This window comes from Selenobaculum gibii (assembly GCF_030273445.1).
GTDB classification, from domain to species: Bacteria; Bacillota; Negativicutes; order ICN-92133; family ICN-92133; genus Selenobaculum; species Selenobaculum gibii.
This window is the reverse complement of sequence record NZ_CP120678.1, coordinates 2,009,788-2,035,628: the sequence shown is the minus strand read 5'-3', so window position 1 is coordinate 2,035,628 and position 25,841 is coordinate 2,009,788. Positions and strand designations below refer to the sequence as shown.

Annotated in this window: 23 protein-coding genes and 1 riboswitch; of the genes, 20 read left to right on the top strand and 3 right to left on the bottom strand. The window is 36.4% G+C overall.

Annotation, left to right across the window (positions count from 1 at the left end; all coding sequences use genetic code 11):
- Window position 1: 1 nt before the first annotated feature.
- The 9 genes from P3F81_RS09800 to P3F81_RS09760 all read left to right on the top strand — a co-directional run bounded on the left by P3F81_RS09800 (window position 2) and on the right by P3F81_RS09760 (window position 10,205).
- On the top strand, window positions 2-601 hold the full coding sequence (locus tag P3F81_RS09800) for a hypothetical protein (RefSeq protein ID WP_309320351.1): 600 nt from the start codon (window positions 2-4) through the stop codon (window positions 599-601).
- Between the two features lie 358 nt (window positions 602-959).
- On the top strand, window positions 960-2,636 hold the full coding sequence (locus P3F81_RS09795) for a hemagglutinin repeat-containing protein (protein ID WP_309320794.1): 1,677 nt from the start codon (window positions 960-962) through the stop codon (window positions 2,634-2,636).
- Window positions 2,637-2,653: 17 nt separating this feature from the next.
- Window positions 2,654-3,055: a CPCC family cysteine-rich protein gene (locus P3F81_RS09790; RefSeq protein ID WP_147670831.1), complete on the top strand. Its 402-nt coding sequence runs from the start codon at window positions 2,654-2,656 to the stop codon at window positions 3,053-3,055.
- 649 nt (window positions 3,056-3,704) lie between these two features.
- A complete protein-coding gene (locus tag P3F81_RS09785; RefSeq protein ID WP_147670830.1) occupies window positions 3,705-4,580 on the top strand; it encodes a hypothetical protein in 876 nt (291 codons plus the stop codon).
- A 484-nt stretch (window positions 4,581-5,064) separates the two neighbouring features.
- A complete protein-coding gene (locus P3F81_RS09780; RefSeq protein WP_309320793.1) occupies window positions 5,065-6,786 on the top strand; it encodes a hemagglutinin repeat-containing protein in 1,722 nt (573 codons plus the stop codon).
- Between the two features lie 33 nt (window positions 6,787-6,819).
- Complete coding sequence (locus tag P3F81_RS09775) at window positions 6,820-7,224, top strand: DUF4279 domain-containing protein (RefSeq protein WP_309320350.1); 405 nt, start codon at window positions 6,820-6,822, stop codon at window positions 7,222-7,224.
- A gap of 183 nt (window positions 7,225-7,407) precedes the next feature.
- A complete protein-coding gene (locus tag P3F81_RS09770) occupies window positions 7,408-7,713 on the top strand; it encodes a hemagglutinin repeat-containing protein (protein ID WP_147670827.1) in 306 nt (101 codons plus the stop codon).
- 83 nt (window positions 7,714-7,796) lie between these two features.
- Window positions 7,797-9,689, top strand: coding sequence for a hemagglutinin repeat-containing protein (locus P3F81_RS09765; protein ID WP_147670826.1), 1,893 nt, complete (start codon window positions 7,797-7,799; stop codon window positions 9,687-9,689).
- 3 nt (window positions 9,690-9,692) lie between these two features.
- Window positions 9,693-10,205, top strand: coding sequence for a hypothetical protein (locus P3F81_RS09760; RefSeq protein WP_147670825.1), 513 nt, complete (start codon window positions 9,693-9,695; stop codon window positions 10,203-10,205).
- A 338-nt stretch (window positions 10,206-10,543) separates the two neighbouring features.
- Here P3F81_RS09760 and pdxT read toward each other — a convergent pair whose 3' ends face one another.
- Both pdxT and pdxS read right to left on the bottom strand, forming a co-directional pair.
- Window positions 10,544-11,116, bottom strand: coding sequence for a pyridoxal 5'-phosphate synthase glutaminase subunit PdxT (pdxT, locus tag P3F81_RS09755; protein ID WP_147670824.1), 573 nt, complete (start codon window positions 11,114-11,116; stop codon window positions 10,544-10,546).
- A 1-nt stretch (window position 11,117) separates the two neighbouring features.
- Window positions 11,118-11,996, bottom strand: a complete 879-nt coding sequence (gene pdxS / locus P3F81_RS09750; protein WP_147670823.1) for a pyridoxal 5'-phosphate synthase lyase subunit PdxS — start codon at window positions 11,994-11,996, stop codon at window positions 11,118-11,120.
- 332 nt (window positions 11,997-12,328) lie between these two features.
- On the opposite strand from pdxS, the gene P3F81_RS09745 reads away from it, so the two are divergent.
- The 8 genes from P3F81_RS09745 to P3F81_RS09710 all read left to right on the top strand — a co-directional run bounded on the left by P3F81_RS09745 (window position 12,329) and on the right by P3F81_RS09710 (window position 20,831).
- Window positions 12,329-13,405, top strand: a complete 1,077-nt coding sequence (locus P3F81_RS09745; RefSeq protein ID WP_309320349.1) for an ABC transporter substrate-binding protein — start codon at window positions 12,329-12,331, stop codon at window positions 13,403-13,405.
- A 54-nt stretch (window positions 13,406-13,459) separates the two neighbouring features.
- Window positions 13,460-14,233, top strand: coding sequence for an ABC transporter permease (locus tag P3F81_RS09740; protein WP_147670822.1), 774 nt, complete (start codon window positions 13,460-13,462; stop codon window positions 14,231-14,233).
- Between the two features lie 14 nt (window positions 14,234-14,247).
- Window positions 14,248-15,057 (top strand): ABC transporter ATP-binding protein, encoded by an 810-nt coding sequence (locus P3F81_RS09735; RefSeq protein WP_147670821.1) that lies wholly within the window; start codon window positions 14,248-14,250, stop codon window positions 15,055-15,057.
- Window positions 15,058-15,222: 165 nt separating this feature from the next.
- Window positions 15,223-16,689 (top strand): MocR-like pyridoxine biosynthesis transcription factor PdxR, encoded by a 1,467-nt coding sequence (gene pdxR, locus P3F81_RS09730; protein WP_147670820.1) that lies wholly within the window; start codon window positions 15,223-15,225, stop codon window positions 16,687-16,689.
- A gap of 170 nt (window positions 16,690-16,859) precedes the next feature.
- Entirely contained in the window at window positions 16,860-17,648 is a 789-nt protein-coding gene (locus P3F81_RS09725) for an amino acid ABC transporter substrate-binding protein (RefSeq protein ID WP_147670819.1), read from the top strand.
- A 94-nt stretch (window positions 17,649-17,742) separates the two neighbouring features.
- Entirely contained in the window at window positions 17,743-18,387 is a 645-nt protein-coding gene (locus tag P3F81_RS09720; RefSeq protein WP_147670818.1) for an amino acid ABC transporter permease, read from the top strand.
- Between the two features lie 14 nt (window positions 18,388-18,401).
- Window positions 18,402-19,151 (top strand): amino acid ABC transporter ATP-binding protein, encoded by a 750-nt coding sequence (locus P3F81_RS09715; RefSeq protein ID WP_309320348.1) that lies wholly within the window; start codon window positions 18,402-18,404, stop codon window positions 19,149-19,151.
- 241 nt (window positions 19,152-19,392) lie between these two features.
- Window positions 19,393-19,496: riboswitch (glycine riboswitch) on the top strand.
- Window positions 19,497-19,664: 168 nt separating this feature from the next.
- The gene (locus P3F81_RS09710) at window positions 19,665-20,831 is read left to right on the top strand and encodes an ABC transporter substrate-binding protein (protein WP_147670817.1); all 1,167 of its coding nucleotides are present in this window, start codon (window positions 19,665-19,667) and stop codon (window positions 20,829-20,831) included.
- A 184-nt stretch (window positions 20,832-21,015) separates the two neighbouring features.
- Here P3F81_RS09710 and P3F81_RS09705 read toward each other — a convergent pair whose 3' ends face one another.
- A complete protein-coding gene (locus tag P3F81_RS09705) occupies window positions 21,016-21,723 on the bottom strand; it encodes an HAD family hydrolase (protein ID WP_147670816.1) in 708 nt (235 codons plus the stop codon).
- 207 nt (window positions 21,724-21,930) lie between these two features.
- On the opposite strand from P3F81_RS09705, the gene P3F81_RS09700 reads away from it, so the two are divergent.
- The 3 genes from P3F81_RS09700 to P3F81_RS09690 all read left to right on the top strand — a co-directional run bounded on the left by P3F81_RS09700 (window position 21,931) and on the right by P3F81_RS09690 (window position 25,773).
- Complete coding sequence (locus P3F81_RS09700) at window positions 21,931-23,046, top strand: N-acetylmuramoyl-L-alanine amidase (RefSeq protein WP_147670815.1); 1,116 nt, start codon at window positions 21,931-21,933, stop codon at window positions 23,044-23,046.
- 132 nt (window positions 23,047-23,178) lie between these two features.
- Complete coding sequence (locus tag P3F81_RS09695) at window positions 23,179-24,390, top strand: YecA family protein (protein WP_309320347.1); 1,212 nt, start codon at window positions 23,179-23,181, stop codon at window positions 24,388-24,390.
- Window positions 24,391-24,423: 33 nt separating this feature from the next.
- The gene (locus tag P3F81_RS09690) at window positions 24,424-25,773 is read left to right on the top strand and encodes an MATE family efflux transporter (RefSeq protein ID WP_147670813.1); all 1,350 of its coding nucleotides are present in this window, start codon (window positions 24,424-24,426) and stop codon (window positions 25,771-25,773) included.
- The last annotated feature ends 68 nt before the right edge of the window (window positions 25,774-25,841 follow it).

The following is a 25,841-nucleotide window of genomic DNA, read 5'->3' as shown; positions in this document are numbered from 1 at the left end:
AATGAACAGGAAAGAATTGGAGCAAAGATTGATTCAAGAGAAGGTAAAACCAATTACTTATAATTTTATAGGTAAATGGGAAAATGAAGAATTTTGTTTGGGAATCAATGATGGAAAATGGGAAGTATATTATAGTGAAAAAGGAAATAAAAATTGTCTGGAAATTTTTTTAAAAGAGGATGAGGCTTGTGAATATTTCTATAATTGGATATATAAATATTCTAGCGTAAAGGATAAGAAAGGAGGGATATTAGAAAGCTATGGAGAAGGAAGATTTCAAATTTTCCCAGGGTATAAGGCTGGATTAATTTTATTTGATGTAAAAAAACGCAGAGTACTAGGGGAAAACTGTAAATATTTATTTAAAGATAATATTTTATATATAAGTGAAGCCAAAGGTTATATAGTTATAAACTTACTCGATGGAACGATTAAGCAGATGAAAGAAATATCTCAAAAGGAAAGTGAAAAATTTACATGGGGGGGAGAATACGGCGAAGAATATGTTAAGATTGATAAATTTGAAGAATTTAGTAAAGAAGAACAAAATACATTAAAAAGTCTAAGTGAAAAAGATATAGGGGACGGTTCTTTTGTCTAAAAGTTAAGTTCAGTAATACTAAATAATTCTGCAAAAACAGAAGCGAAGGAGGTTGCGGTACGATGTTTCAATCGTTACTGACAACCTCCTTTGTGAAAACATCAAAGCCACCAAAAAAGACATCACCGTCAAAGGCAGTGGAATAACCGGAATCAATGCAGGCTATAACTCGGAATAAGATTTTCCCCACCTCTATAGGTGAATGGCACAACTGTAACTAATAGGCAGTGAGTATATATCTCCTGCCTCGTTGAAACGTTAAGCGGTAGGTTTTCCAGAGGAAAACTTTGAACAATGACGTTATAACAAAGCCAACGGCGAAGTAAAAGAAAACGCAGAAACACACGTAGCAAGCACAATCACAGCAAAAGACACATTCACCACAAAATCCGGACAAGACACCAACATCATAGGCAGTAAACTAGAAGGCGAAACCATCAACATGGAAGTAGGCAAAGATTTAAACATCGAAAGCCTTCAAGACAAAGAAACCTATGACGAAAAGAATAATAGCAGTGGCTTTAACTTTAGTGTAGATGTATCACAGCCAAAAGGAAAGCCAGCTACTTACCAAAATGCAGGAATCACAGGCGGTAAAAATAAAGGCAAGATAAACTCCACCTACGAAAGCGTAACCGACCAAGCCGGCATTTATGCAGGCAAAGGTGGCTTCGATATTGAAGTTGGCAAAAATACTGACTTAAAAGGTGCAGTCATTGCAAGTGAAGCGGATGCGAGTAAAAATAAACTTAGCACGGATACGCTGACTTATTCTGATATAGAAAATAGGGCGGAATATGAATCAAGTAGTAGTGGAATTAATGTAAATACAAAACCAAATGCAAAAGATAAAGACAAAGGAATTACGCCTAATATCGGAGTAACTTCAAGTGATGAAGCAGATTCCACAACAAAATCCGCAATAGCAGAAGGAACAATAGAAATCAGAAGTAATCCAGACCAAGATTTAACTGGGCTAAGTAGAGATACTCAAAATTCACTAAATACATTAGAAAAAATCTTTGACAGAAAAACTGTTGCCGAACAACAAGAACTCGCACAACTATTTGGACAAGTAGCATTTAAAGCCATAGGCGACTTAGGACTCAAAGAAGGTAGTCCAGAAAAAGCAGCATTAGATATAGTATTCGGTGGAATTATGTCCAAAGTAGGCGGAGGAAAATTTGCTGAAGGAGCAGCCAGTGCAGGACTTACCCAACTAGTAATGAACGAACTAAAAAATATAAAAGACCCAGCATTACTCCAATGGGCAACAGCCATCGTAGGAGCGGCTGCCGCAAAAGTAGTCGGAGGAAAAGCTCAAACTGGTGCAAGTGTAGCGGTCAGTGAAGTAAAAAATAATTGGTTGTTTCATTGGCAAAAGGAAGAACGACAAAAAGCTATAGACGAAGAAGATTGGGAAAAAGTAGCTTATTGGGATAGAATCGATGAAGCACAAGATCAAATCTTCAATTCAATGGGGATTAATCCTAACTTAATAGATTGGACAGACCCAATTAATTCAAAATTATTAGAAAGTATATCTAATCAAGCACAAGAATTAGAAGCAAGTTCTAACTTTCAAAACTCATTTTTAGAAAATCTTCCTACGGTTGATTATCCAACGATAATAGCTGCTGGATCAATATCTGTAGTTGTTGGTGGAGCTGTTCTGTATAAATATAATGGAAGTTGGGTAAAAGCTAGTTCACCGATAGCTATAGGGGTAGGAAAATGGGGAGAAGCTACTTTTCAAAATGAATCAAAGCTAGTAGATCACTTTGTACGTCACGGAAAGGAATGGGGAAATATAACAAAAACAGAATATGTACAAAAAGCGCGTAATTTACTTAATAGTAATGTAGAAGCAGAAATAGAAGGGTTTACTAATAATTTAGGGTATACATTTAGATATAACAAAGTAACAAATGAATTTGCAATAGGTCATCCAAATGGGACTATTTCAACAATGATGAGACCTAATGAGGGGCGACAATATTGGTTAGAGCAGGTAGCTAAATATGCTGATTTATAATTAAGGGAAGGAATATTATGGATAAAAGAAGAGGGGTTTGTCAATGTTGCGGATATCCAACTTTACCACTTAGAGATTTTCCTCAAATGCCAACATTTGATATATGTATTTTGTGTGACTGGCAAGATGAAGGGCAGAGTGATAAAGATGCAGATAAAATATATGGAGGTGCAAATAAATCATACTCTTTAACAAATGCGAGAATAAATTTCAATAAAGATTTTACAATGTTCTCCATAGATGCTGAGTTGAAAGATGGAAAGGTGCGATCAGAGAAACTAGAACTAAAAAAATCTTTGATAAATTTATTTAATAAATTAAAAAAAATATCTGATAAAAACGAAGAAAATAAAATTTGGATTAAAATATTAAAAATTGAAGAACGTTTACATCAAATAAAATATGAAACAATAGAATAGATAAAGATGAAGTTGTTAGTCAATTAAAAATAGACAAAGATGACGCGTAGTGCACCATGAATGAAATATAGCGTAAGTGATACAAGGGTGCAGGTACTCTTTGTCTAAAAACTTAATAGAAAAGACAAAGGGTCGGTTATTCTTGTTTAAAACCAGATGTAGTAATACTAAATAATTCTGCAAAAACAGAAGCAAAGGAGGTTGCGGTACGATGTTTCAATCGTTACTGACAACCTCCTTTGTGAAAACATCAAAGCTACCGCAAAAGACATCACCGTCAAAGACAGTGAAATCACCGGCAAAAACATAAATCTAAGGAAAGGCAGTAACCTATGAAAATGGAGGAATCACAGGCGGTAAAAACAAAGGTAATACCAACTCCAACTACGAAAGCGTAACCGATCAAGCCGGCATCTATGCAGGTGAAGGTGGCTTCGATATTGAAGTAGGGAAAAATACCGACTTAAAAGGTGCAGTCATAGCCAGCGAAGCGGATGCGAGTAAAAATAAACTTAGTACGGATACGCTTACATATTCTGATATAGAGAATAAAGCAGAATATGAAGCAAGTAGTTCAGGTATAGCCTATGATAGCAGAAAATACGATAAAGGTGACCCCAACTATAAAAATCAAGGGGCAACACCAGTAGTGGGAACATCATCAAATGGTGAGGCTGATTCAACAACAAAAGCTGCAATAGCAGATGGAACAATAGAAATCAAAAGCAATCCACAGCAAAATATCGCTAACCTTAGTCGAGACACAGAAAATGCATTAAATGCATTAGATAAAATCTTCGATAAAAAAACAGTGCAAGAACAACAAGAACTCGCACAGCTATTTGGACAAGTAGCATTTAAAGCAATAGGCGACTTAGGACTCAAAGAAGGAAGTCCAGAAAAAGCAGCACTAGATATGGTATTTGGGGGAATCATGTCCAAAGTAGGTGGAGGTAGCTTCAAAGCAGGAGCAGCAAGTGCAGGACTTACCCAACTAGTAATGAACGAACTAAAAAATATAGAAGACCCAGCATTACTCCAATGGGCAACAGCCATCGTAGGAGCAGCCGCTGCAAAAGTAGTCGGAGGAAAAGCTCAAACTGGTGCAAGTGTAGCGGTTAGTGAAGTAAGAAATAACCTTTTAACGCATTGGGCATTAGAGATACCAGGAATGAAAGATCTTTTAGCAGCTGCTGGAATTGTAATTGCTATAGACGCAGGAGTGCAAGTTTTAAAAAATGAGGCAGGAGAAGTAATAGCAACTTGGTCTGCTGAAGTTGGTGGTTGGGTTAGCTCTACTGGTGAGTGGCTAGGAAATTCTTTTTCAGAAATGAAAGATTGGGCATATGATATTTATTTATCTTCAGATATTAAAGATGTAGTGGAAAAGAGAAATCCTACGGATAATCATTCTACAACGGATGGAAACAGTTTGCCAAAAAAAAGGAACCTAATTCGTCAGTTGATTTACTTAATCCAGATGGGAGTCATACTTTCCCACATAGACATAAGTGGAAGAATGTAAGAAGAGAATGATTACTAAAAAGGAGGATTAGATTTGAAAAATTATAATTATAATTTATTATTATGTGATTTGGCAGACGGGCGAGAAATTTAATTTAAATATATGGGGGATTTGTATGGAATAATCCATAGTCCTAAAGGTTGGCATTTTGTATGCAATAATAATCGAATAAGTAAATTCTATGATAATCCGCGTAATTTGGTGATGAATATATCTGTTAATGAAAAATCCCTTGAGGAAGTTTTTAATAGTGGGGATATATTTGAAGAAGGATTTTATATTTTATAAGATTGTAAAGATATTGAGTTTGCTCATGACATAAAAGCTGAATTTTACATAGACCTATATGTTTTTTTTATAAAAAATGACGGGACTCTTTGTCTAAAAACTTAATAGCTAAATGAAAAATCAGTAAAGAAAATATCAATGTCATTGCCGGAACAAAAACGTAGGCAAAGGAGATAACTCCAGTAGCTCCGCAAGCATCGGCGTAAGCATAGGATTTAGCGGAATAAGTGGAATCAATGCAGGCTATAACAAAGCAAACGGCGAAGTAAAAGAAAACGCAGAAATCCATGTAGCAAGCACAATCACAGCAAAAGACACACTCACCACAAAATCCGGACAAGACACCAATATCATAGGCAGTAAACTTGAAGGCAACACCGTAAAAATGGAAGTCGGCAAAGATTTAAACATCGAAAGCCTTCAAGATAAAGAAACTTATGACGAAAAGAATAATAGCAGTGGCTTTAACTTTAGCGTAGATGTATCACAGCCAAAAGGAAAGCCAGCTACTTACCAAAATGCAGGAATCACAGGCGGTAAAAATAAAGGCAAGATAAACTCCACCTACGAAAGCGTAACCGACCAAGCCGGCATTTATGCAGGCAAAGGTGGCTTCGATATTGAAGTTGGCAAAAATACTGACTTAAAAGGTGCAGTCATTGCAAGTGAAGCGGATGCGAGTAAAAATAAACTTAGCACGGATACGCTGACTTATTCTGATATAGAAAATAGGGCGGAATATGAATCAAGTAGTAGTGGAATTAATGTAAATACAAAACCAAATGCAAAAGATAAAGACAAAGGAATTACGCCTAATATCGGAGTAACTTCAAGTGATGAAGCAGATTCCACAACAAAATCCGCAATATCAGAAGGAACAATAGAAATCAGAAGCAATCCAGACCAAGATTTAACTGGGCTAAGTAGAGATACTCAAAATTCACTAAATGCATTAGAAAAAATTTTTGATAGAAAAACAGTAGCGGAACAACAAGAACTCGCACAGCTATTTGGCGAAATTGCCAATAATGAAATACATAGGATCAGTAAAGAATTGGGCTGGGATGATGGAAGTGTATATAAAGCTATTCTTCATGCGGCTGTGGCAGGAACTAGTGCAAAACTAGGTGGGAGTGACTTTAAGAGTGGTGCTATATCTGGTGCTGTAAATGAAATTTTTATAAATGAAATCGCTAAATTAGGCGACCCTGCATTAATGCAATGGGCAAGCTATATCCTTGGGAAAACAGTAGCTAAACTTACTCATGGAAATGCGCAAACAGGTGGAAGCGTTGCAGCAAGTGCAACGAAAAATAATGAATTAAGAGATATCTTGCTTCATCCTATTACAACTGGAGAAGGATTTATTGATGGAGTTCAAAGTCAGGGTATTCAGGCTGTAGACGCGTTCAAGCAAATAATTGAACATCCGATTGATACTGTGACAGGAATTGGGAGCTTTCTTGCTGATGCATGGAACGATCCTAGTATTATAGCAAAAATCGGTGAGGATACGCTTCAAGAATATCAAGATCGTTTAGATACTTTATCTAATGGTTCTGCGCATGAAACAGGAGAACAATTAGGGTATTTATTCGTAGATGTTGGACTCACCTTTTTAGATTTAGGATTAGCGAATAAATTAGTTCAAAAAGTACCTACTCTCTCAAAAGCGATTGAAGCATTAGATAATGAACGTGGCTCCATGAGATTAGGTAGTTCCATCAATATAAATAAAGTCAGTGATGGATATTTAAAAAATATGGGAGTCGATGCGCATCAATTAAAAGAGCAATTCGTTGGCAAGAAAAATATTGCTCGTTACGATTTATATGTTGATAAAGATACAGGGGAGCTTTTAATTTATTTAAAAGGAGGAAAGGGTGAAGGTCTTTCTACTGGAGAGTATATAAAATGATAGAATGTTGTTACCTTTGGGGGAGGTTATATTTTGGATAAAACTAATATAAAAGTTGATTTTTCAATAATTGGTGATACTCTTCATCCATGTATCGCAACAGAGCAATTAAAGATTAATCCACAGAAATCGTGGGTTAAGGGGGATGATATTGAAGGGAGAAGTTTCAAAAGGAAGGATACCTGTTGGGTTATAAGTACAGAATATGAAGAATCACTCGACATCAATGAACAGCTACTAAAAGTGGTTGCAATATTAGAAGATAAACAGAAGAAGCTTATAGAATTAAAGAGGACATATAATGTTGATTACCTCTTTGGAATAGTTGTAAATATAGAGAGTAATGAAAAACCAACAATGTATTTTGATAGTAAATTTATTGAGTTTGCTCACGATATACAAGCTGAATTTTATATCGACCTATATATTTTCTCATGAAGTCATCTCCAACTAATTAGAAGAGCTGAAAAACGCAAATGAGTATCCATGAAGAGAATGGAAAAATACATAGGGACGGTTCTTTTTGTCTAAAATTTAAATTCAGTAGCACTAAATAATTCTGCAAAAACAGAAGCAAAGGAGGTTGTGGTGCGATATTTTAATCGTTATTGACAACCTCTTTTGTTAAACGCCACCGAAAAAGACATCACCGTCAAAGGCAGTGGAATAACCGGAATCAATGCAGGCTACAACAAAGCAAACGGCGAAGTAAAAGAAAACGCAGAAACACATGTAAGCACAATCACAGCAAAAGATACACTTGCCACAAAATCCGGACAAGACACCAACATCATCGGCAGTAAACTCGAAGGCGAAACCATAAAAATGGGGAGGACAGGAGGACAGAAGGGACGTTCCTTTTTTGACAACAAAATGATATACTTGCATAAAAAGACGGGGAGACGGTTCTTCTTGTCTGAACCTTAGATTCAGTAATACTAAATAATTCTGCAAAAACAGAAGCAAAGGAGGTTGCGGTACGATACTTTAATCGTTACTGACAACCTCCTTTGTTAAACGTCAAAGCAACTGAAAAAGACACCACCGTCAAAGGCAGTGAAATCTCCGGCGAAAACGTAAATCTCGAAGCCAACGAAAATATCGATATCATTGCCGGAGAAAATAAAAACATAGGCAAAGGAGATAACTCCAGTAGCTCCGCAAGCATCGGCGTAAGTATAGACTTTAGTGGAATAAGTGGAATCAATGCAGGCTATAACAAAGCAAACGGCGAAGTAAAAGAAAATGCCGAAACACACGTAGCAAGCACAATCACAGCCCAAGATACACTTGCCACAAAATCCGGACAAGACACCAACATCATCGGCAGTAAACTCGAAGGCGAAACCATAAAAATGGAAGTAGGTAAAGACCTAAATATCGAAAGCCTTCAAGATAAAGAAACCTATGACGAAAAGAATAATAGCAGTGGCTTTAACTTTAGTGTAGACGTATCACAGCCAAAAGGAAAGCCAGCCACCTATGAAAATGCAGGAATCACAGGCGGCAAAAACAAAGGCAAAACCAACTCCAACTACGAAAGCGTAACCGACCAAGCCGGCATTTATGCAGGCAAAGGTGGCTTCGATATTGAAGTTGGCAAAAATACTGACTTAAAAGGTGTAGTCATTGCAAGTGAAGCGGATGCTAGTAAAAATAAACTTAGCACAGATACATTGACGTATTCTGATATTGAGAATAAGGCGGAATATGAATCAAGTAGTAGTGGAATTAATGTAAATACAAAACCAAATGCAAAAGATAAAGACAAAGGAATTACCCCTAATATCGGAGTAACTTCAAGTGATGAAGCAGATTCCACAACAAAATCCGCAATAGCAGAAGGAACAATAGAAATCAGAAGCAATCCAGACCAAGATTTAACTGGGCTAAGTAGAGATACTCAAAATTCACTAAATACATTAGAAAAAATCTTTGACAGAAAAACTGTTGCCGAACAACAAGAACTGGCACAGCTATTTGGTGAAGTAGCATTTAAAGCAATAGGCGACTTAGGGCTCAAAGAAGGAAGTCCAGAAAAAGCAGCACTAGATATGGTACTAGGCGGAATCATGTCCAAAGTAGGCGGAGGAAAATTTGCCGAAGGAGCAGCTAGTGCAGGACTTACCCAACTAGTAATGAACGAACTGAAAAACATAAAAGACCCAGCATTACTCCAATGGGCAACAGCCATCGTAGGAGCAGCCGCCGCAAAAGTAGTTGGAGGGAATGCCCAAACTGGTGCAAGTGTAGCAGTTAGTGAAGTGAGAAATAACAGATTAAGTCATATCGTTACAGATACTGCAGAAGTATATGAAGGGCTTAAATATGGATTAAAAGATCAAGGGATTGAAACTATAGAAGCATTCAAGAGTATAATTGAGCATTCAATTGATACTATGGAAGGTATAGGTAGCGTTATTGCTGATATATGGAAAGATCCTAGCATTGTTAAAGAAATAGGTGAAAATGCACTTCAAGGAATCCAAGATCGCTTTGATAACATAGCGGATGGTTCTGCGTATGCTACAGGATATGAAATAGGGCGATTATCAGTAGATTTAGGGTTAACACTTCTCGATGTAGGAATTGCTGAGAAATTGGTACAAAAGGTACTGAGGTTTGCAGAGGTATTTGAAGTTCTGGGTAATGAACGTGGTGCAATTAGAGTCTTTGGAAACATAAAGGACGCTACTGCAGCAGCAAAAGACTTAGGGTTCCAAAAAATTGACGGTTATTCACATGGTCAACCTGTCTATAAAAAGAGCAATTTATACATTACTCCAGATGTAGATAGCCATAATGGAGGTGTTTGGAAAGCTGCAAGGTCAGTAGAAGATTTAGGGAGTAAGAAAACTAGGTTGGGTACTTACGATGCTGAGTTAAATTGGATAGGAGATTAGAAAATGTTTTCTTGGCGCATAACGAAATATAATCCTGTTTACCGTGATGAGTTTGATAAATATACTTGTAATGAATGGACATCATTTTCAGATATAGGGAAAACTTTCAACGAATATAAAGTGACTAAGATGGATTATATTATTGTAGAAGATGCTTATATTGATACAATAGTAGCGTTCATGAGTAGTAATGATATAAAGTCGTTAAAGGTAGTAGGTATCGAAAAATGCAAATTCACAAAGATGGAAGATGACTTTTATTCTGAGAAAATGATTAATCTATATCATAATTTAAAGGAAAATGATATTTTAAATGTAGAAGAAATTAAAATTTTAGCCCGAATGATTTTGCGAGAAGATCTTTGGTGTAAGCTAGAACATGACAATATTATGTATATACATTTTGGTTATGATTACTATATGTATATTTGCAGTTGGCGGTTATGTAAAAAAGCAATCAAAGGAGCTATAAATATGGGGCTTTTTGTAGAAGAATATGAATCACCATATAAGTGAAAAATTTTACATCAGCAACCAGAGAAAAAGCTAAAAGAGTTAAAAAATGCTCAAACAAAAGAAGAAAAGGAAGCAAAAATAAATAATGCAGCGGTAGGATATCAAAATATAGTTGCAGTCTTCTCGGTCTAATGGACACAAAAAACAATAAAAAACCAAATGAAGTGCAGAATTTAATCCAGGCAATAATAAAGTAAACATCAACCCAGATAAAGCATTTTAATCATACCACAGTACATAAAAATAAATTCCCATATAAGTCGGATACAATGATATGAAACGTATCAATTGTAAATCTGACTTATATGGGAATTTTTATTTTGTGATGTACTTAACTTTTATACAACTTTTTCAACAAAATAGCGATGGAAGGATAAATCGTTTGTTAGTTCGGGATGAAATGCAGTCGCCAGCATATGGTCTTGCTGGGCAGCTACAATTTTGTTATCGACTTTTGCGAGTACCTTTACATTTTCTTTTGCTGATTCGATATAAGGTGCTCGGATAAAGGTAAGTGGAATTGGAGCTGTTGATATTTCTGGAATGGATGCGGTGGTTTGAAAGCTGTCTAGCTGACTGCCGTAGCCATTTCTTTTTACCACAGTGTCCATTGCTTGTAAATAGCTTGTTTCTTGGGCGGAAATTTCTTTAGCCAGCAAAATCATTCCGGCGCAAGTTCCCCAAACGGGGAGCCCTTGATTGATTAGATTTTTTAAAGGTTCAAGCATTTGAAAATAATCGAGTAATTTCCCCATAGCAGTAGATTCGCCACCGGGTAAGATTAATCCATCCACTTCTTTAATTTCATCTATTGTTTTCACTGCCAAAGTAGTTACATTTTGCAATTTAGATAATGCATGCATATGCTCAGCTACTGCACCTTGGAGAGCGAGTATACCAATACGTTTCATCTTACCAACCTCTGCTAGCGAGGCGTTCATTTTTATCTAATGTATCAATTTCAATGCCAACCATTGCTTCGCCTAGATCTTCGGAGATTTCAGCTAATTTGACAGGATCATTATAGAAAGTTGTTGCTTCTACGATTGCTTTGGCGCGTTTTACTGGATCGCCGGATTTAAAGATACCAGAACCTACGAATACACCGTCAACGCCAAGCTGCATCATTAAGGCTGCATCCGCAGGTGTCGCGATTCCGCCTGCTGCAAAATTCACGACTGGTAATTTACCGTGCTCATGTACGTATTTGATTAAATCAAAAGGGGCGCCGAATTCTTTTGCAATGGTCATTAATTCAGTTTCGGATGCCATTTGTACGCGACGCATATCGTTTACCATTGTGCGCATATGGCGAACTGCTTCGACAACATTCCCTGTACCGGCTTCACCTTTGGTACGAATCATGGATGCACCTTCACCAATACGGCGTAACGCTTCACCAAGGTTTCGTGCACCGCAAACAAATGGAATTTTAAATGCGGATTTATCGATGTGGTTTACATCATCAGCAGGTGTTAATACTTCACTTTCATCTATGTAATCAATACCGATAGCTTCTAGAATTTGTGCCTCAACAAAATGACCAATTCTTGCTTTTGCCATAATAGGAATAGAAACAGCTGCCTTGATTTCGCGAATCATTTTTGGATCGGACATTCTAGCGACGCCACCTTCTTTGCGAATATCCGCAGGTACGCGTTCAAGTGCCATGACAGCGACAGCACCGGCTGCTTCGGCAATTTTTGCTTGCTCAACATTGGTTACGTCCATAATGACGCCGCCTTTAAGCATTTGAGCTAAATTTTTGTTTAATTGATATCTGTTTTCCATGGAAATACCTCACATTCTTCACTGTAATAGATTAAAATAAAAATTGTACTAATACGATTTTTGCGCTTTCGTACGAAATTTTTCTAATTTTAGCAGAATAATTTTGCTATAGCAAGTAAAGTATGATAATTTATTAATTTTGTATTGATACAATTTTAAAATAAAGTAGTTGAAGAGAACAAGAAATATGATAATGAAGATACAATAATCTATTTATGTAAAGTAAAATGAGCGCTTATTTTTATTCTAAGTTGCAGCTATACAATTCCTAGAACCGAAATATCATTTAATGAATAGTATGTAGCAGTAATATATCAATGGAGGAAGTGCTTATGAAATTGGGTAAATTATGTAAGGTTATTAGTTTAGCCGTGATAATGGTATTTTTCTTTACTGGCTGCGGAGCAAACATAACTGCTGACCAAAAGCAAACTGCACCTGTTTGGGCGCCGAACTTAAAACCATTAAGTGAGCCAGTCACAGTAACAGTTGGCATGAAGCTGGTGACTTCGGATGCTGGCATTTTAATTGGGATGGCAAGAGGTTATTATGAAGCTCTGGGAATTAAAATTGAACCAGTTCAGTTTAATACTGGGCAAGAAATGATCAATCAACTGGCAGCAGGACAACTAGATGTTGGTGCTACTGTTTCATCGGCAGGTTTATTTAATGCGATGTCAAGGGATATTCCAATAAAGATTGTAGCGGATAAGGGGAACAATGTTGCAGATCAAGGGTACTATCGATTGGTAGTTCGTAAAGATTTAGAAAATACAATTAAAAATTATAGTGATCTTAAAGGTAAAAAAATTGCAATTGTAGGAACTGCCTCTTTAGATGAAATTTCTTTAGACAGAGTTTTGGCAAAGGGAAATATGACATTAGCTGATGTAGATGTACAGGTAATTCGTTCATTTGCTGATATCTTAGTTTCCTTTGGTAACCAAAGTATTGATGCGGCAATGTTGATCGAACCTTTTGTGACACAAGGAATGAATAAAGGTTTATTATCTCCATGGAAAGATCCAGTAGAATATGATCCTCAGGCGCAAACTGCAATCTTAGTCTTTGGAAAAAGTTTAACGCAAAATAAAGATGTGGCGAATCGTTTTATGACTGCTTATATAAAATCAGTACGCGATTATAACGATGCTTTTTTCAAAGGGATAAATAAAGCTGAAATGATTGATTTACTTTGCAAATATTCTGTAGTTAAAGATGCTAATCTCTATAAAACGATGTTTCCAACAGGTATTAATCCAAATGGTTATGTGAAAGCAAATGGGGTAGCTTTAGACTTAGATTGGTATAAGAAAAATGATTTACTGAAGCAATCGATTGAATTAGATGAAACATTAGATAATAACTTTGTTAATTATGCATTAACGCAATTAGGAGAATATAAATAAAATGATTCATCTTTCTTAAGGGAGAAATAACTTTAAAGTTGGTGAGGTAAACAGATGAAAATACAATCAAATAATCTAAGCGTGCTTCGTGTCATTTCCATATTGTCGCCCGTTACACTACTTGTCATATGGGAAGCGTTAGCGCAGTGCAGATTGATTGATATTCGCCTGTTTTCTAGTCCGTATCTTATATTAAAAGCTTTTTTACCGTTACTTTTTTCAGGAGAATTACTTTATCATACGATGATTAGTGTACAGCGGATATTATTTGGGTTTGTCGCTGGAGCTATTCCAGGAATCGTTTTAGGTATTGCAATGGGATTATCCCCGATCGTTAGGTGTGCATTAGAACCAATGATTAACGCGACGTATCCGATTCCAAAACTGGCATTGATGCCTTTGATTTTATTGATTTTTGGACTTGGAGAAACTTCGAAAATATTTACAATTGCAATTGGTGTGTTTTACTTAGTAGTTATTAACACATTAACTGGTGTATTAAATATTGAAAAAATTTATTTAGATGTTGCCAAAAATTTTGGCGCAAGTAAGAAAAACTTCTATTTGACAGTAGCATTGCCAGGAGCGTTGCCGATGATTTTTGCCGGATTAAAACTAGGGATGGGAATGGCGTTAATTTTAATTGTCGCTGCAGAACTGTCAGCGGCGCAAGCTGGTGTAGGTTGGATGATTTGGCGAGCTTATGACATGTTTGATATTGAGAGGATGTTTGTAGCATTGATGATGCTATCTGTACTTGGGTATATATTCTCAATTATTTTAGATTGGCTGGAACGTTTAGCATTGCCGTGGAAACAGCAATCTTGAATGGAGGTTTTTCGATGAATCAAGATAAGGAATACATTAAGATTGATCACGTAGGCAGGGTGTTCCAGACAGCACAAGGCAAAGTTTCAGCTATAGAAGATGTGAATGTAAAAATAAAAGAAGGCGAGTTTTTTTCTATCGTTGGACCGAGTGGTTGTGGGAAAACGACGTTGCTTAGAATCTTGGCAGGGTTAGAAAAGGCAACGACAGGGTCAATCAATATAAATTTACGTGACCGTAGCAAACCGTTAACATCAGTAGTATTTCAGGAGCAATCTATTTTTCCTTGGCTCACCGTATTAGATAATGTTGCTTATGGATTAAAAATGCGTAATGTGCCCAGGAAAGAAAGGGAAGCGGTTGCCGCTTATTACATTGATATGATTGGATTAACGAAGTTTGCAAAATCATATCCTTGTCAATTATCGGGCGGAATGAAACAAAGGGTGAGTGTAGCGAGAGCTTTTGCAAATGATCCAGCAATCTTATTGATGGATGAACCTTTTGGTGCATTAGATGAGCAAAACCGTATTATTCTTCAGCAAGAATTACTCGATATTTGGTGCCGAATGAAGAAAACAACAATATTTATCACCCATAGTATTGATGAAGCGTTATGTGTGAGTGACCGTATTATGATTATGACTGCCCATCCTGGAACGGTGAAAGAGATCGTCGATATTGATTTAAAGCGGCCACGTGATATTTCGAAAATACGAACTTCTTTGCGATATAATGAGCTATTTCAGCAAATTTGGCATAGTTTAAGTGAGGAAGTTCTTAAAGTAAAACGGCGAGAGTTGAAAAATGAAAAAAATGGTTGAGCATTAAAAAATCCTGCTAACCCAAGTGGTGGTTAACAGGATTTTTTTTAGTTTTGACTGGTTTATTTTGGAGTAACTCGTGTTTACATCTGGAGTATGTTACAATGAAAAGCGTACTGATACGATTTCAATTAAATATTTTAACTTTTGTAGAAGGGGTTTGTGATGACAGGGCAAGATGAACAATTTGTTAATTTTATCTCAATACAATTAGATAAGACGAAGAAAATCGCATTATATGTACAGCTATATGATGCGATTCGTGAACTTATTATTGAAGGAAAATTGAGTCATGGATATTTGTTACCACCTGTACGTAAGTTTGCTGCGTTCTTGACAATTAATGCGGGAACGGTGATGAATACGTATAAGTTGTTAGAACAGAATGGCTATATATTTTCTCGGGGCGGAAGTGGGAGTTATGTTGCCGAATTAAAAGCAGCAGAAGCAGATGAAAAGAGTGAAAAGGAAGATGAGTTTGATGCGATATCCATGCTCACGCCTACAATGGACGAATCTTATATCAACCTTGCAAGCATTGCGCTTAACCCCGAGTTAATTTCTGTAGAATCTTTTAAAAGGGTAATCAATGAAGTGCTGGATCGCGATCGGGGCTATGCATTTAGTTATCAGGAAAGTCAAGGGTTTTATCCGCTTCGCGAATCAATATCCGTCTACTTAAAAGAACGTGGCGTTGAGGCTAGGCCTAGCAATGTGCAGATCATTTCTGGTGCGCAGCAAGGAATTGATATTGTTGCAAAAGCACTGCTTGATTATGGCGACTATGTTTTTGTGGAAAATCCGACCTATTCAGGTGCGATTGCTGCATTTCGTTCACGCGGTGCTAAGATTATCGAAATCAGTATGCAAGAGGATGGAATAAAAATCGAAGAATTAGAAGAAAAGCTAAGAACTTTTCGTCCCAAGCTAATTTATGTTATGCCGAATATTCAAAATCCAACGGGGTATTCTTATTCTACGGTGAAACGTAATCGATTGATGGGACTCGCTCGGTATTATAATACGATTATTTTAGAGGATGATTATATCAGTGAACTTACTTATAGCAAGAAGTCTATGGCGCCATTAAAAGCCATTGATCGCGATGATCGGGTGATTTACTTAAAAAGCTTTTCGAAAATTTTTATGCCGGGACTTCGGCTTGCATTTTTAACGATACCTGCAAAGTTGGTGAATCGTCTCTTAGCAATCAAGCATAATTCGGATATATCAACGTCGGGGCTTACACAGCGTGCGTTTGATTTATACTTACGAAAAGGAATATGGTTAGAGCATATTGAGACGATTCGCAAACTTTATTTAGATCGATTTAAGATGACTTTGGATGCGATAGAGCGATTTATTCCGAGTGATGTTGTATACAAAAGACCGCAAGGGGGATTATCCATTTGGCTTACTTTGCCAGAGGGGATTTCTGCAAAAGCTGTTGTAGAAACTGCTAGAACGAAAGAAGTATTGTTGACGGAAGGTACTCCATTTTTCCCACGTCAAGCGGTTGATCGTTATATTCGCATTAGTTTTGCTACAGTTTCTCCTGAAGCGATTTGGCGTGGTGTGGAAATTATCGGGAAGATTATTACTGGTTTAGTAAATTCAAAGGAGGATTTCTAGGAAACAAAGAAATATAAAAAAATACGAATTTTTGAGATTGAGAGAGAATGGAGAATGTAATTTTATTTTTTGATGATTAAGTGTAATGTTTTAAAGGTTTCATATTTTAACGAACTAAAGTATAATCGTATTTGTAATTAAATTATAAGATTTTGGGTGGAGGATTTTTGATGAAAAAGATAATTGCCTTATTCATGCTCGTTATGATGGTTGGTGCTTTAGTTGCTGGTTGCGGTGGAAATGACGCGAAGAAAGAAGATGCTAGCAAGAAAAAAATCGTGGTTGGTTTAGATGATAACTTTCCACCAATGGGATTTAAAGATGAAAATGATAAAATTGTTGGTTTTGATATTGATTTAGCAAATGAAGCTGCGAAAAGACTTGGTCGTGAAGTTGAGTTCAAGCCAATCGATTGGAGCAGTAAAGAGGCTGAACTTAGCAGTGGACGTATTGACGTACTTTGGAATGGGTTAAATATTACTGAAAAACGTAAAGAAAATATGCTCTTTAGTGAACCTTATATGGAATGTAAACAATTAATTTTTGTACCAAAAGGTTCTCCTATTCAAGGAGAAGCTGATTTAAAAGGCAAAGTAATTGGTATGCAAAGTGCAAGCACCGCTGAAGAAAATTTTGAAGCTGATAAAAATTTACAAGCTTCGATCAAAGAAGTAAAAAAATATCCTGATTGCATTGCTGCAATGATGGATATGGAAGCTGGACGTGTAGACGCGATTATTACAGATGAAATTGTTGGTCGTTACTATATGGGTAAAAGCCCAGATAAGTTTGTGGCTTTAGAAGCTCCGGTAGGTCCTGTTGGAGACTTTGGCATTGGTTTCCGTAAGGATGATACAAATTTACAAGCTGAAGTTCAAAAAGTTCTTGATGAAATGAAAAAAGATGGTACGACTGCAAAAATTTCAACGAAATGGTTTGGCAAAGATATAACAAAATAGTTTCGGATGAAGAATTGAAGGTTGTCATAAGACCGATGGTGAAAATACCATTGGTCTTATGTGCGTTTACTGAGTAAGAATAAGGAGAAAATAAATGGAAAAAATCTTGACAATGATACCACCTTTACTAGATGGGTTAACAGTTACTCTACAAATTTTTGTCATTACTTTGGCATTATCGTTACCGCTAGGGCTATTATTAGCGCTGGCAAGGATATCAAATTGTCGCCCGCTTAGCTTTATCGTGGAAGTTTATATTTGGTTAATGCGTGGTACACCGCTTATGTTACAATTGTTATTTGTCTATTTTGCATTGCCGTCCTTTGGGATAAAATTACCGGATTTTGGATCGGCACTTTTGGCGTTTACGTTAAATTATGGTGCTTATTTTGCTGAAATCTTTCGGGCTGGAATTCAGTCGATTGAACGTGGGCAGTATGAAGCGGCAAAAACTTTGGGTATGACTTATGTACAAACGATGCGTCGTATTATTATCCCGCAGATGATTAAACGTGTATTACCGCCGATCAGTAATGAAACGATTACTTTGGTCAAGGATACTTCTTTAGTATATGTTTTAGCAATGAATGATTTATTGAGAGCCGCGAGAACAATTGTACAGCGTGAATTTGATATGATGCCGTTTGCAATTGCTGGAGCGTTTTATTTGGCGATGACTTTTGTATTAACTTGGGGATTTAAAAAGTTAGAATCTCGATATGCCAAATATGATGAATAGAAAGAGGAAATAGCATGAGTGAATGTATGATTCGGATGAGAAACATCCATAAAAGTTTTCATAACTTAAATGTACTAAAGGGCATTGATTTGGAAGTAAAACGCGGGCAAGTTGTTGCAATTATTGGACCATCAGGTTCGGGGAAAAGTACTTTGCTTAGATGTCTTAATCGCTTGGAGACAATTGATAAAGGGTATATTGAAGTAGAAGGTGATTTACTTGCTGAAGATGGAAAATATGTAGAGGAAAAGAAAGCGCGTCAGATTTGTGCGAAAATGGGCATGGTATTTCAACAATTTAATTTGTTTCCTCATATGACGGTAATGGAAAATTTGATTGAAGCACCAGTGCATGTAAAAGGAATGAAACTTCAAGAAATTATTCCTGTTGCGGAAAACTTACTAGAAAAAGTAGGTCTAAGTGAAAAAAAGGATAGTTATCCATCCAGGTTATCTGGTGGACAAAAGCAACGGGTTGCGATCGCTAGGGCTTTGGCGATGAGTCCAGATATCATGCTGTTTGATGAACCGACTTCTGCACTTGATCCAGAACTGACTGGAGAAGTTTTAAAAACGATGCGACAACTTGCGGAAGAAAAGATGACGATGATTATCGTAACGCATGAAATGGCGTTTGCCCGTGAAGTGGCTAGCCATGTGATTTTTATGGCAGATGGAGATATTGTTGAGCAAGGCAGTCCAGAAGAGTTTTTTGCCAATCCACGTCAAGTGCGCACACAAGCTTTTTTAAAGAGTATGCTGTAGAAACGATAAATTTCTCGGATTTTGAAATAAAAAATAACGAAAAATGAACTATTTTGTAAAAATAGTTCATTTTTTTATTAATACCTATTGCTATAATTGAAAACTTGCATTATAATAGTGTTCATTGAAGTATTCCACACAATTACATATGTATTTCGGATGAAGTCTACGGAAGAGTGGCTATAAGGCCCGCCGAAGGAGTAACGCTCTCAGGCATCGAGTTATCGTATAAACCGTAGATGGACGTGACTCTGGAGAGGGCCCTTAAGTGGGACGCCGAAGGTGAAAACAGACGTTGAGTAAGAAGTCTGCAAATCTCTCAGGCAAAAGGACAGAGACAGGCTATAACAAATCATTGTTGGTTATGTTATAGTTTTGCCTAGTATTTGTTTATGCTTTTTAGAGTCAAATCATAATGGTTTGGCTCTTTTCTTTTTAGCTAGACAATGCCCTTCTTTTGACGCGATGTAGGTGGGAGAAAAGTTTTAAGATAGTAAGAAGGGGAGAGGTTTTATGAAAAATAATAAGATAAAGTTATTAGCGGTTATGATGATGATCTGTATGTTGGCTGTTGGGTTAACTGGTTGTGGTGGAAGTGACTCCAACACAATAAAAATTGGTTTATTAAATGAAATGACAGGTGGTAATGCTACGCTTGGTACATCGGCAGCAAACGGTGCAAAGTTAGCATTTAAAGAAATCAATGCCAATGGTGGTGTACTTGGAAAACAAATTGAGGCTGTAGTAGCAGATAATAAATCTGAACCAGCAGAAGCTGCAAATGCGATTACAAAATTAATCAATCAAGATAAAGTAGTTGCAGTAACAGGTACTTTTTCAAGTTCTAATGCAATTGCAGCAGCAAGTGTTGCTGAAGCGGCAAAAGTTCCTTATTTAGCAGCTGGTGCGACAAATCCGAAAGTTACGGTAGATGAGAAAAGTGGTAAAGTATTTGATTATGTTTTCCGTGTGTGTTTCATCGATCCATTCCAAGGAACTGTAGCGGCAAACTTTGCTACTGATAATTTAAAATTAACAAAAGCGGTTATTCTTGTAGATAACAGCAGTGATTATAGTAAAGGTTTAGCAGATTTCTTCAAGAAAGCTTTCACAGCAAAAAATGGCCAAATTTTAGGTGAAGAAGCTTATTTACAAAAAGATCAGGATTTTAAAACAATTTTAACGAAAATCAAAGCGTTAAACCCTGAAATCATTTATGTTCCTGGATATTATGAAGAAGTAGGTAAAATTGTAAAACAAGCGCGTGAAATTGACCTTAAATGCGTAATCATGGGCGGAGATGGCTGGGATTCTCCTAAATTAGGAGAAATCGCAGGTGCAGATGCTTTAAATAATACATTCTTTACAAATCACTATTCTGTTGATTCCGATGATGAAAAGTCTAAAGCATTCGTTGAAGCTTATACAAAAGAATATGGTCAAAAACCAGATGCGCTTGCGGTACTTGGTTATGACGCGGCGAGAGTATTAATTGATGCAATTACTCGTGCAAACAGTACTGAACCAGCAAAAATCCAAGCAGCTTTGACTGAAACAAAAGATTTTGCAGCAATTTCTGGTGATACAACATTGAATGCAACACATGATGCAGTGAAGAATGCGGTTGTAATTGAAATGAAAAATGGCAAACAAGAATTTAAAGCAAGTGTAAAACCTTAATAGAGCTAAAAAATTCCTTCTATGAATATATAGAAGGAATTTTTTAGATAACGAAACCCTATCAATTTATCCATAGATATATGCTGAATAAAGTGGATAATTTGATAGGGTTTTTTTGAGGTTTTTCCGATGGTTATGAGACGGGGATTCATAGAGGGTGAAAATACATAGGAATCAGTCTTTTTTATGCTAATATTTTTGGCAAATCTTTTGCCAGTTGATCTACTGTTCCAATATAGTTGGATTTGATTGGACGATTATCTTTATTGATGATAAAATCAGTTAACAGATAGGTTTTTATTCCGAGCTCTCCAGCAATTAAATCTTCATGAACATCATTACCAATCATTAGAACATTTTCAGGGCTCAAGTCAATTACATCAAGAATTTCTTGATAGTAAGCGAGCTGAGGCTTGCAGAAATGACTATTTTCATAGTGTGTAATACGTTGGAATGGAATATGATCCAGACCTCCCCATTTCAAACGCGACTTTACAGCAATTAAAGGGAAAACAGGATTCGTTGCAAGGGAAACCGGGATAGCCTTTTCAATGAGGTTATTCAAAATTGGTAAGATTTTTGGCACAGTGACTATTTTTTTTAGTTCATTAAAATCGTTTTGGTAAAAGTCATCGATTAATGGGTTTAGTGTTGTACGTGATATGTCAACGTTTTGATCAATATATTGCCAGAAAACATCGGCATTTGTTTTTGTATGTTCAACGTTTTTTAACATATGTCCTGTTGCTGTTAAAACATGATTGGCAAAGATTTTTGGATCTGTAATATTAGCGAATTTACGTCCAAGTAAATTTAAATAGTTTTCCATGAATAAATGATGATCAAAATGAATTAAAGTTCCATCTAAATCAAACAAAATATGTTTAATCATGCTAACCCCCCAATTGATTTGAAATTTTCAGTGAAATACATCATTAAGTATACAGAAATTAAAGAATAAAAGCAATTTTGTCAACGTAAATTTAACAAATGTTTGTAATTTTATGGTGTAATATTTAGGAATATTAGTAGAAGGTATTGCATTTTTATAGCGAAAAATCCTATAATAAAGGACAGACCTTTTTGGGAGGAAAATAGAATGCGTAGATTTATGATTATGTGTATGGTGATGATATATTCGTTACTTAGTTTTACCACAATATCTTATGCTGCTGATTTTAAAGATAGAGTTAGTGGGCTAGCTAAAGTTGATGGAGTGCGGGTATATACCAATGGTGACAGTAAAGTTAGGGTAGTGTTGGATACGACAAAGGAAGTAGAATACCGCACATTTGTCTTATCAAATCCAACGAGAATTGCAATTGATATTAAAGGGGCATGGCTAAGTCCTAATGTAAGTAAAGCTACTCCGGTAAATAGTGGGTTAGTGGGCAAGGTAAGAGCTAGTCAATTCGATCCGACAACAGTAAGGATTGTTGTTGAGGCAAATGTCAGCAAAGACCGCTATAGAGTGTTTTCTTTAAAAGCGGATTCAGCAAATGATAAAATGCCTCGCATTGTTATGGATTTTGGTGATTTAGCACAAGAGGAAGTTGGTAAAACTCCGCAAGAGGAAACGATTAGTACACCTTTACCAGAGGTGAAAATGCGTACGATACAACTATTTGATAAACCGGGATTAAAAGATAAGATTATTGCTGTGGATCCGGGGCATGGCGGAAGTGATGGCGGAGCAATTGGACCTACTGGTATAACTGAAAAAGAAGTTACTTTAGCTGTCGGTTTAGAGTTGAAGAAAATGCTTGAAGCTGAAGGGGCAAAAGTCGTAATGACGCGTACGACAGATGTGGATGTTGCCCGTCCAAATGCTTCGGCGAGAGAAGAGTTACAAGCGCGGGTAGATATTGCGAATAAGGCAAATGCTACTGTTTTTGTTAGCATACATATGGATGCTTTTGTGAATCAAGAGGCACAAGGAACATCAACTTATATTTATCAAAAAACCAATGGTGACGAGCGCTTGGGAAGATTTGTTCGCGAAGGGCTAATTAATCAACTGAATACACAAGATCGTAAGACTCGTGATTGCAATTTCTATGTAGTTAAATATACAACGATGCCAGCGACTTTAGCGGAGGTGGCATTTATATCAAATCCAAATGAAGAACGTTTGTTAAAATCATCTGATGGTGTTAGAAAGGCTGCAAAAGGAATTTTTGACGGCTTAAATAAATATTTTTCTTATGATAAATGAGGCTGTCTCGGAGGGAGTTTTAACTCTACTGAAGGCAGATGAGTAATCCAGGGACTTACGGTGTCTTTCTGCGCCCTAATAGGCGGTGATTAGACCACGTTAGTCATAAGATAAATAAAGTGAGGTATGTTGATGTTAGATCAAGAAAAACTGGAAAATGCAAATTCACTTGAAGAATTGAATGCTGAGATAGCAAGACAAATGAAAGAGCGCGAAAAGGCTTTTTGGAAAAATAACGTAGATGAAAAAAGAAAACTGGTAGATGCTTTAACTTTACTAATGAAAAATGAATTAGATGATATTCGTGTAAATTTATGTGTGCATGGAATTAGTAAATTGAAGAAACAAGAAATGGCACAAGCTCTTGTAAATCCAATTCTTGATTTTTCTACTAGCTGGTTTGAGAATATCATATCAAGTCAATATGATATTTTATCGGATATTGCGAAAAATGGTGGTGCTAGCGCCAACGTAGATATGGAAGATACGAGATTAGATTATATTCGCAGTTTGGGAATTTTACATACTGGACGCATTAAAGGGGAAAACGTTTGGTATATGTCTGATGAAATATTAAAAGTGTGGAACAAGCTAGATGTTGAATTCTTAAGTCGCGTGAAAGCTAATGAAGAAGTTGTTCGTTTGGTCTCGGGATTGTTAACACAATATGGATTTTTAACATATGATATTTTATTTGAGCGTGTACAAAAAATTGCAAAAATAGCTGAATTTGATTTTAAAAAGTTTATGGGTATCTTAATTAATGCAAGTTGCTGGCAAGAAAATATTTTAATTTCTGAAGCTGGAATGATTCATTATGGTGTGCTTGATGAAGATGCACTTGAATATGAGCGTGAGAAAAATGCAAATTTAACCTACAAAGAGTTTTCTTATGATGAAACTTTTAAAGCTGGTGCAGTAGATTATGTTTCAGAAAATAATGCCTATCAGCAATTAATTGCACTTATGCAGGTGAATTTTGAGCTGGATTTTAAAGAGGCAAATGATATTGCGGATGAACTGTGTATTATGCTCCAAAATGGAGATGATATGAATGAAATGCTTAGTTATTTTCAAGTGGCATTAAAAGTGCCGACGAAATTAGTCACGGAAGAATTATTAAAAGTTTTTGTTGAGATGAAGAATACAATTGGGCTGTGGCGGTTAAAAGGTTATAGTATAAAAGAACTTGGCACTGTACCGCTCGATTGTGTAGAAAATTATCGTATTGTGGAAACGAAAGCTGATGGGATGAGATTTGTCCCGGCAAAGGCTTCCGTTGGACGCAATGATCCATGTCCATGTGGCAGTGGGAAAAAGTATAAAAAATGTTGTTTGCAATAGGCAAATAAACCGAACCGATTTTGGGGTGGGTAGTTGAGACAAACATATTCTTATCAAGAAAAAGTAAAACAATTTATGATTGTTTTACTTCCAATTTTTATTACACAAATTACTTTAATGTCAACTGGTTTTTTTGACACTGTAATGGCGGGAAATGTAAGTGAATATGATTTAGCTGGTGTTGCGATTGCAGTAAATATATTCATGCCTGTATTTGGTAGTATATTAGGGGTTCTTTCGGGATTAACGCCAACGATTTCGCAATTGTATGGCGCAAATAAAAAAGAGGAGCTTCCTTTTATCATTGTGCAGGGAATTTACTTAGCGATTGTCATAGCCATTTGTTTGATTATTCTTGGATTTATAGTTATTGATCCATTGCTTAATGTTATGAATTTAGAAGCTAAAGTTAAAATTGTTGCAAAAGGTTTTTTACTTGCTTGTGCTTTTGGGATTTCTCCGATCTTAATTGCTGCGGTCTTTAGAAACTTTGTTGATGCGCTTGGGTATACAAGGGTGACGATGGTTGTTACCGTATGTGCTGTTCCTATCAATATTTGTATGAATTATTTATTTATTTTTGGAAAAATGGGGTTTCCTGCTTTGGGGGGAATTGGTGCAGGTGTTGGTACTGCAATAACGTATTGGTTTGTTTTATTTATTAACTTGTTAGTCATTAAACATGTCAAACCTTTTTCGCAATACGATATCTTTCGGGTTTTTGGAAAACCTGACTTTGCCGCTTGGCGGCAGTTATTATCTATTGGTCTTCCCATTGGATTTGCTATGTTTTGTGAGCAAAGTATCTTTGGAGCGGTTGCCTTGTTTATGGCAGCTTATGGAACAACGGTAATTGCAGCGCATCAGGCTGCAATGAATTTTTCAACGATGGTATATATGATTCCACTCAGTATTAGTATGGCACTTACGATTATGGTTGGCTATGAAGTAGGCGCGAAGCGCTACGAAGATGCGAAGAAATATAGTTATTTGGGCGTTGCTTTATCCATTTTATTTTCTGGCTCGCTTACCTTGATTTTAGCGAATTTTAAAGGTGAAATTGCAGCCTTATATACAAAGGATGAGGCTGTATATCAAATGATACAGATATTTTTACTTTATGTGATAGTTTTGCAATTTTCGGATGCAATAAGTGCACCGTTACAAGGTGCTTTACGTGGATATAAAGATGTAAAAATAACGCTGATTTTAGCTGTCATTTCTTATTGGATTATTGGTTTGCCAGTTGGGTATGCATTTGCTAACTATTTTGGCGTTGGTCCGTATGGATATTGGGTTGGTTTAATTGCGGGAATTGTTGCTGGAGCGGTTGCATTAATCATTCGATTAGTGAAAGTACAAAGAAAGCAATTAGCGAAGTAGCTATAGGAACTGTTATAGATTTAGATTTGGGTGTTATCGGATTTTTCAGCCCAACTTTACGCTATAAC

Excerpts from the sequence above, each read along its gene's own strand:
- P3F81_RS09800 (WP_309320351.1), top strand. The coding sequence starts at position 2 with ATGAACAGGAAAGAATTGGAGCAAAGATTGATTCAAGAGAAGGTAAAA.
- P3F81_RS09790 (WP_147670831.1), top strand. The coding sequence starts at position 2,654 with ATGGATAAAAGAAGAGGGGTTTGTCAATGTTGCGGATATCCAACTTTA.
- P3F81_RS09760 (WP_147670825.1), top strand. The coding sequence starts at position 9,693 with ATGTTTTCTTGGCGCATAACGAAATATAATCCTGTTTACCGTGATGAG.
- pdxT (WP_147670824.1), bottom strand. The coding sequence starts at position 11,116 with ATGAAACGTATTGGTATACTCGCTCTCCAAGGTGCAGTAGCTGAGCAT.
- pdxS (WP_147670823.1), bottom strand. The coding sequence starts at position 11,996 with ATGGAAAACAGATATCAATTAAACAAAAATTTAGCTCAAATGCTTAAA.
- P3F81_RS09745 (WP_309320349.1), top strand. The coding sequence starts at position 12,329 with ATGAAATTGGGTAAATTATGTAAGGTTATTAGTTTAGCCGTGATAATG.
- P3F81_RS09740 (WP_147670822.1), top strand. The coding sequence starts at position 13,460 with ATGAAAATACAATCAAATAATCTAAGCGTGCTTCGTGTCATTTCCATA.
- P3F81_RS09735 (WP_147670821.1), top strand. The coding sequence starts at position 14,248 with ATGAATCAAGATAAGGAATACATTAAGATTGATCACGTAGGCAGGGTG.
- pdxR (WP_147670820.1), top strand. The coding sequence starts at position 15,223 with ATGACAGGGCAAGATGAACAATTTGTTAATTTTATCTCAATACAATTA.
- P3F81_RS09725 (WP_147670819.1), top strand. The coding sequence starts at position 16,860 with ATGAAAAAGATAATTGCCTTATTCATGCTCGTTATGATGGTTGGTGCT.
- P3F81_RS09720 (WP_147670818.1), top strand. The coding sequence starts at position 17,743 with ATGGAAAAAATCTTGACAATGATACCACCTTTACTAGATGGGTTAACA.
- P3F81_RS09715 (WP_309320348.1), top strand. The coding sequence starts at position 18,402 with ATGAGTGAATGTATGATTCGGATGAGAAACATCCATAAAAGTTTTCAT.
- P3F81_RS09710 (WP_147670817.1), top strand. The coding sequence starts at position 19,665 with ATGAAAAATAATAAGATAAAGTTATTAGCGGTTATGATGATGATCTGT.
- P3F81_RS09705 (WP_147670816.1), bottom strand. The coding sequence starts at position 21,723 with ATGATTAAACATATTTTGTTTGATTTAGATGGAACTTTAATTCATTTT.
- P3F81_RS09700 (WP_147670815.1), top strand. The coding sequence starts at position 21,931 with ATGCGTAGATTTATGATTATGTGTATGGTGATGATATATTCGTTACTT.
- P3F81_RS09695 (WP_309320347.1), top strand. The coding sequence starts at position 23,179 with ATGTTAGATCAAGAAAAACTGGAAAATGCAAATTCACTTGAAGAATTG.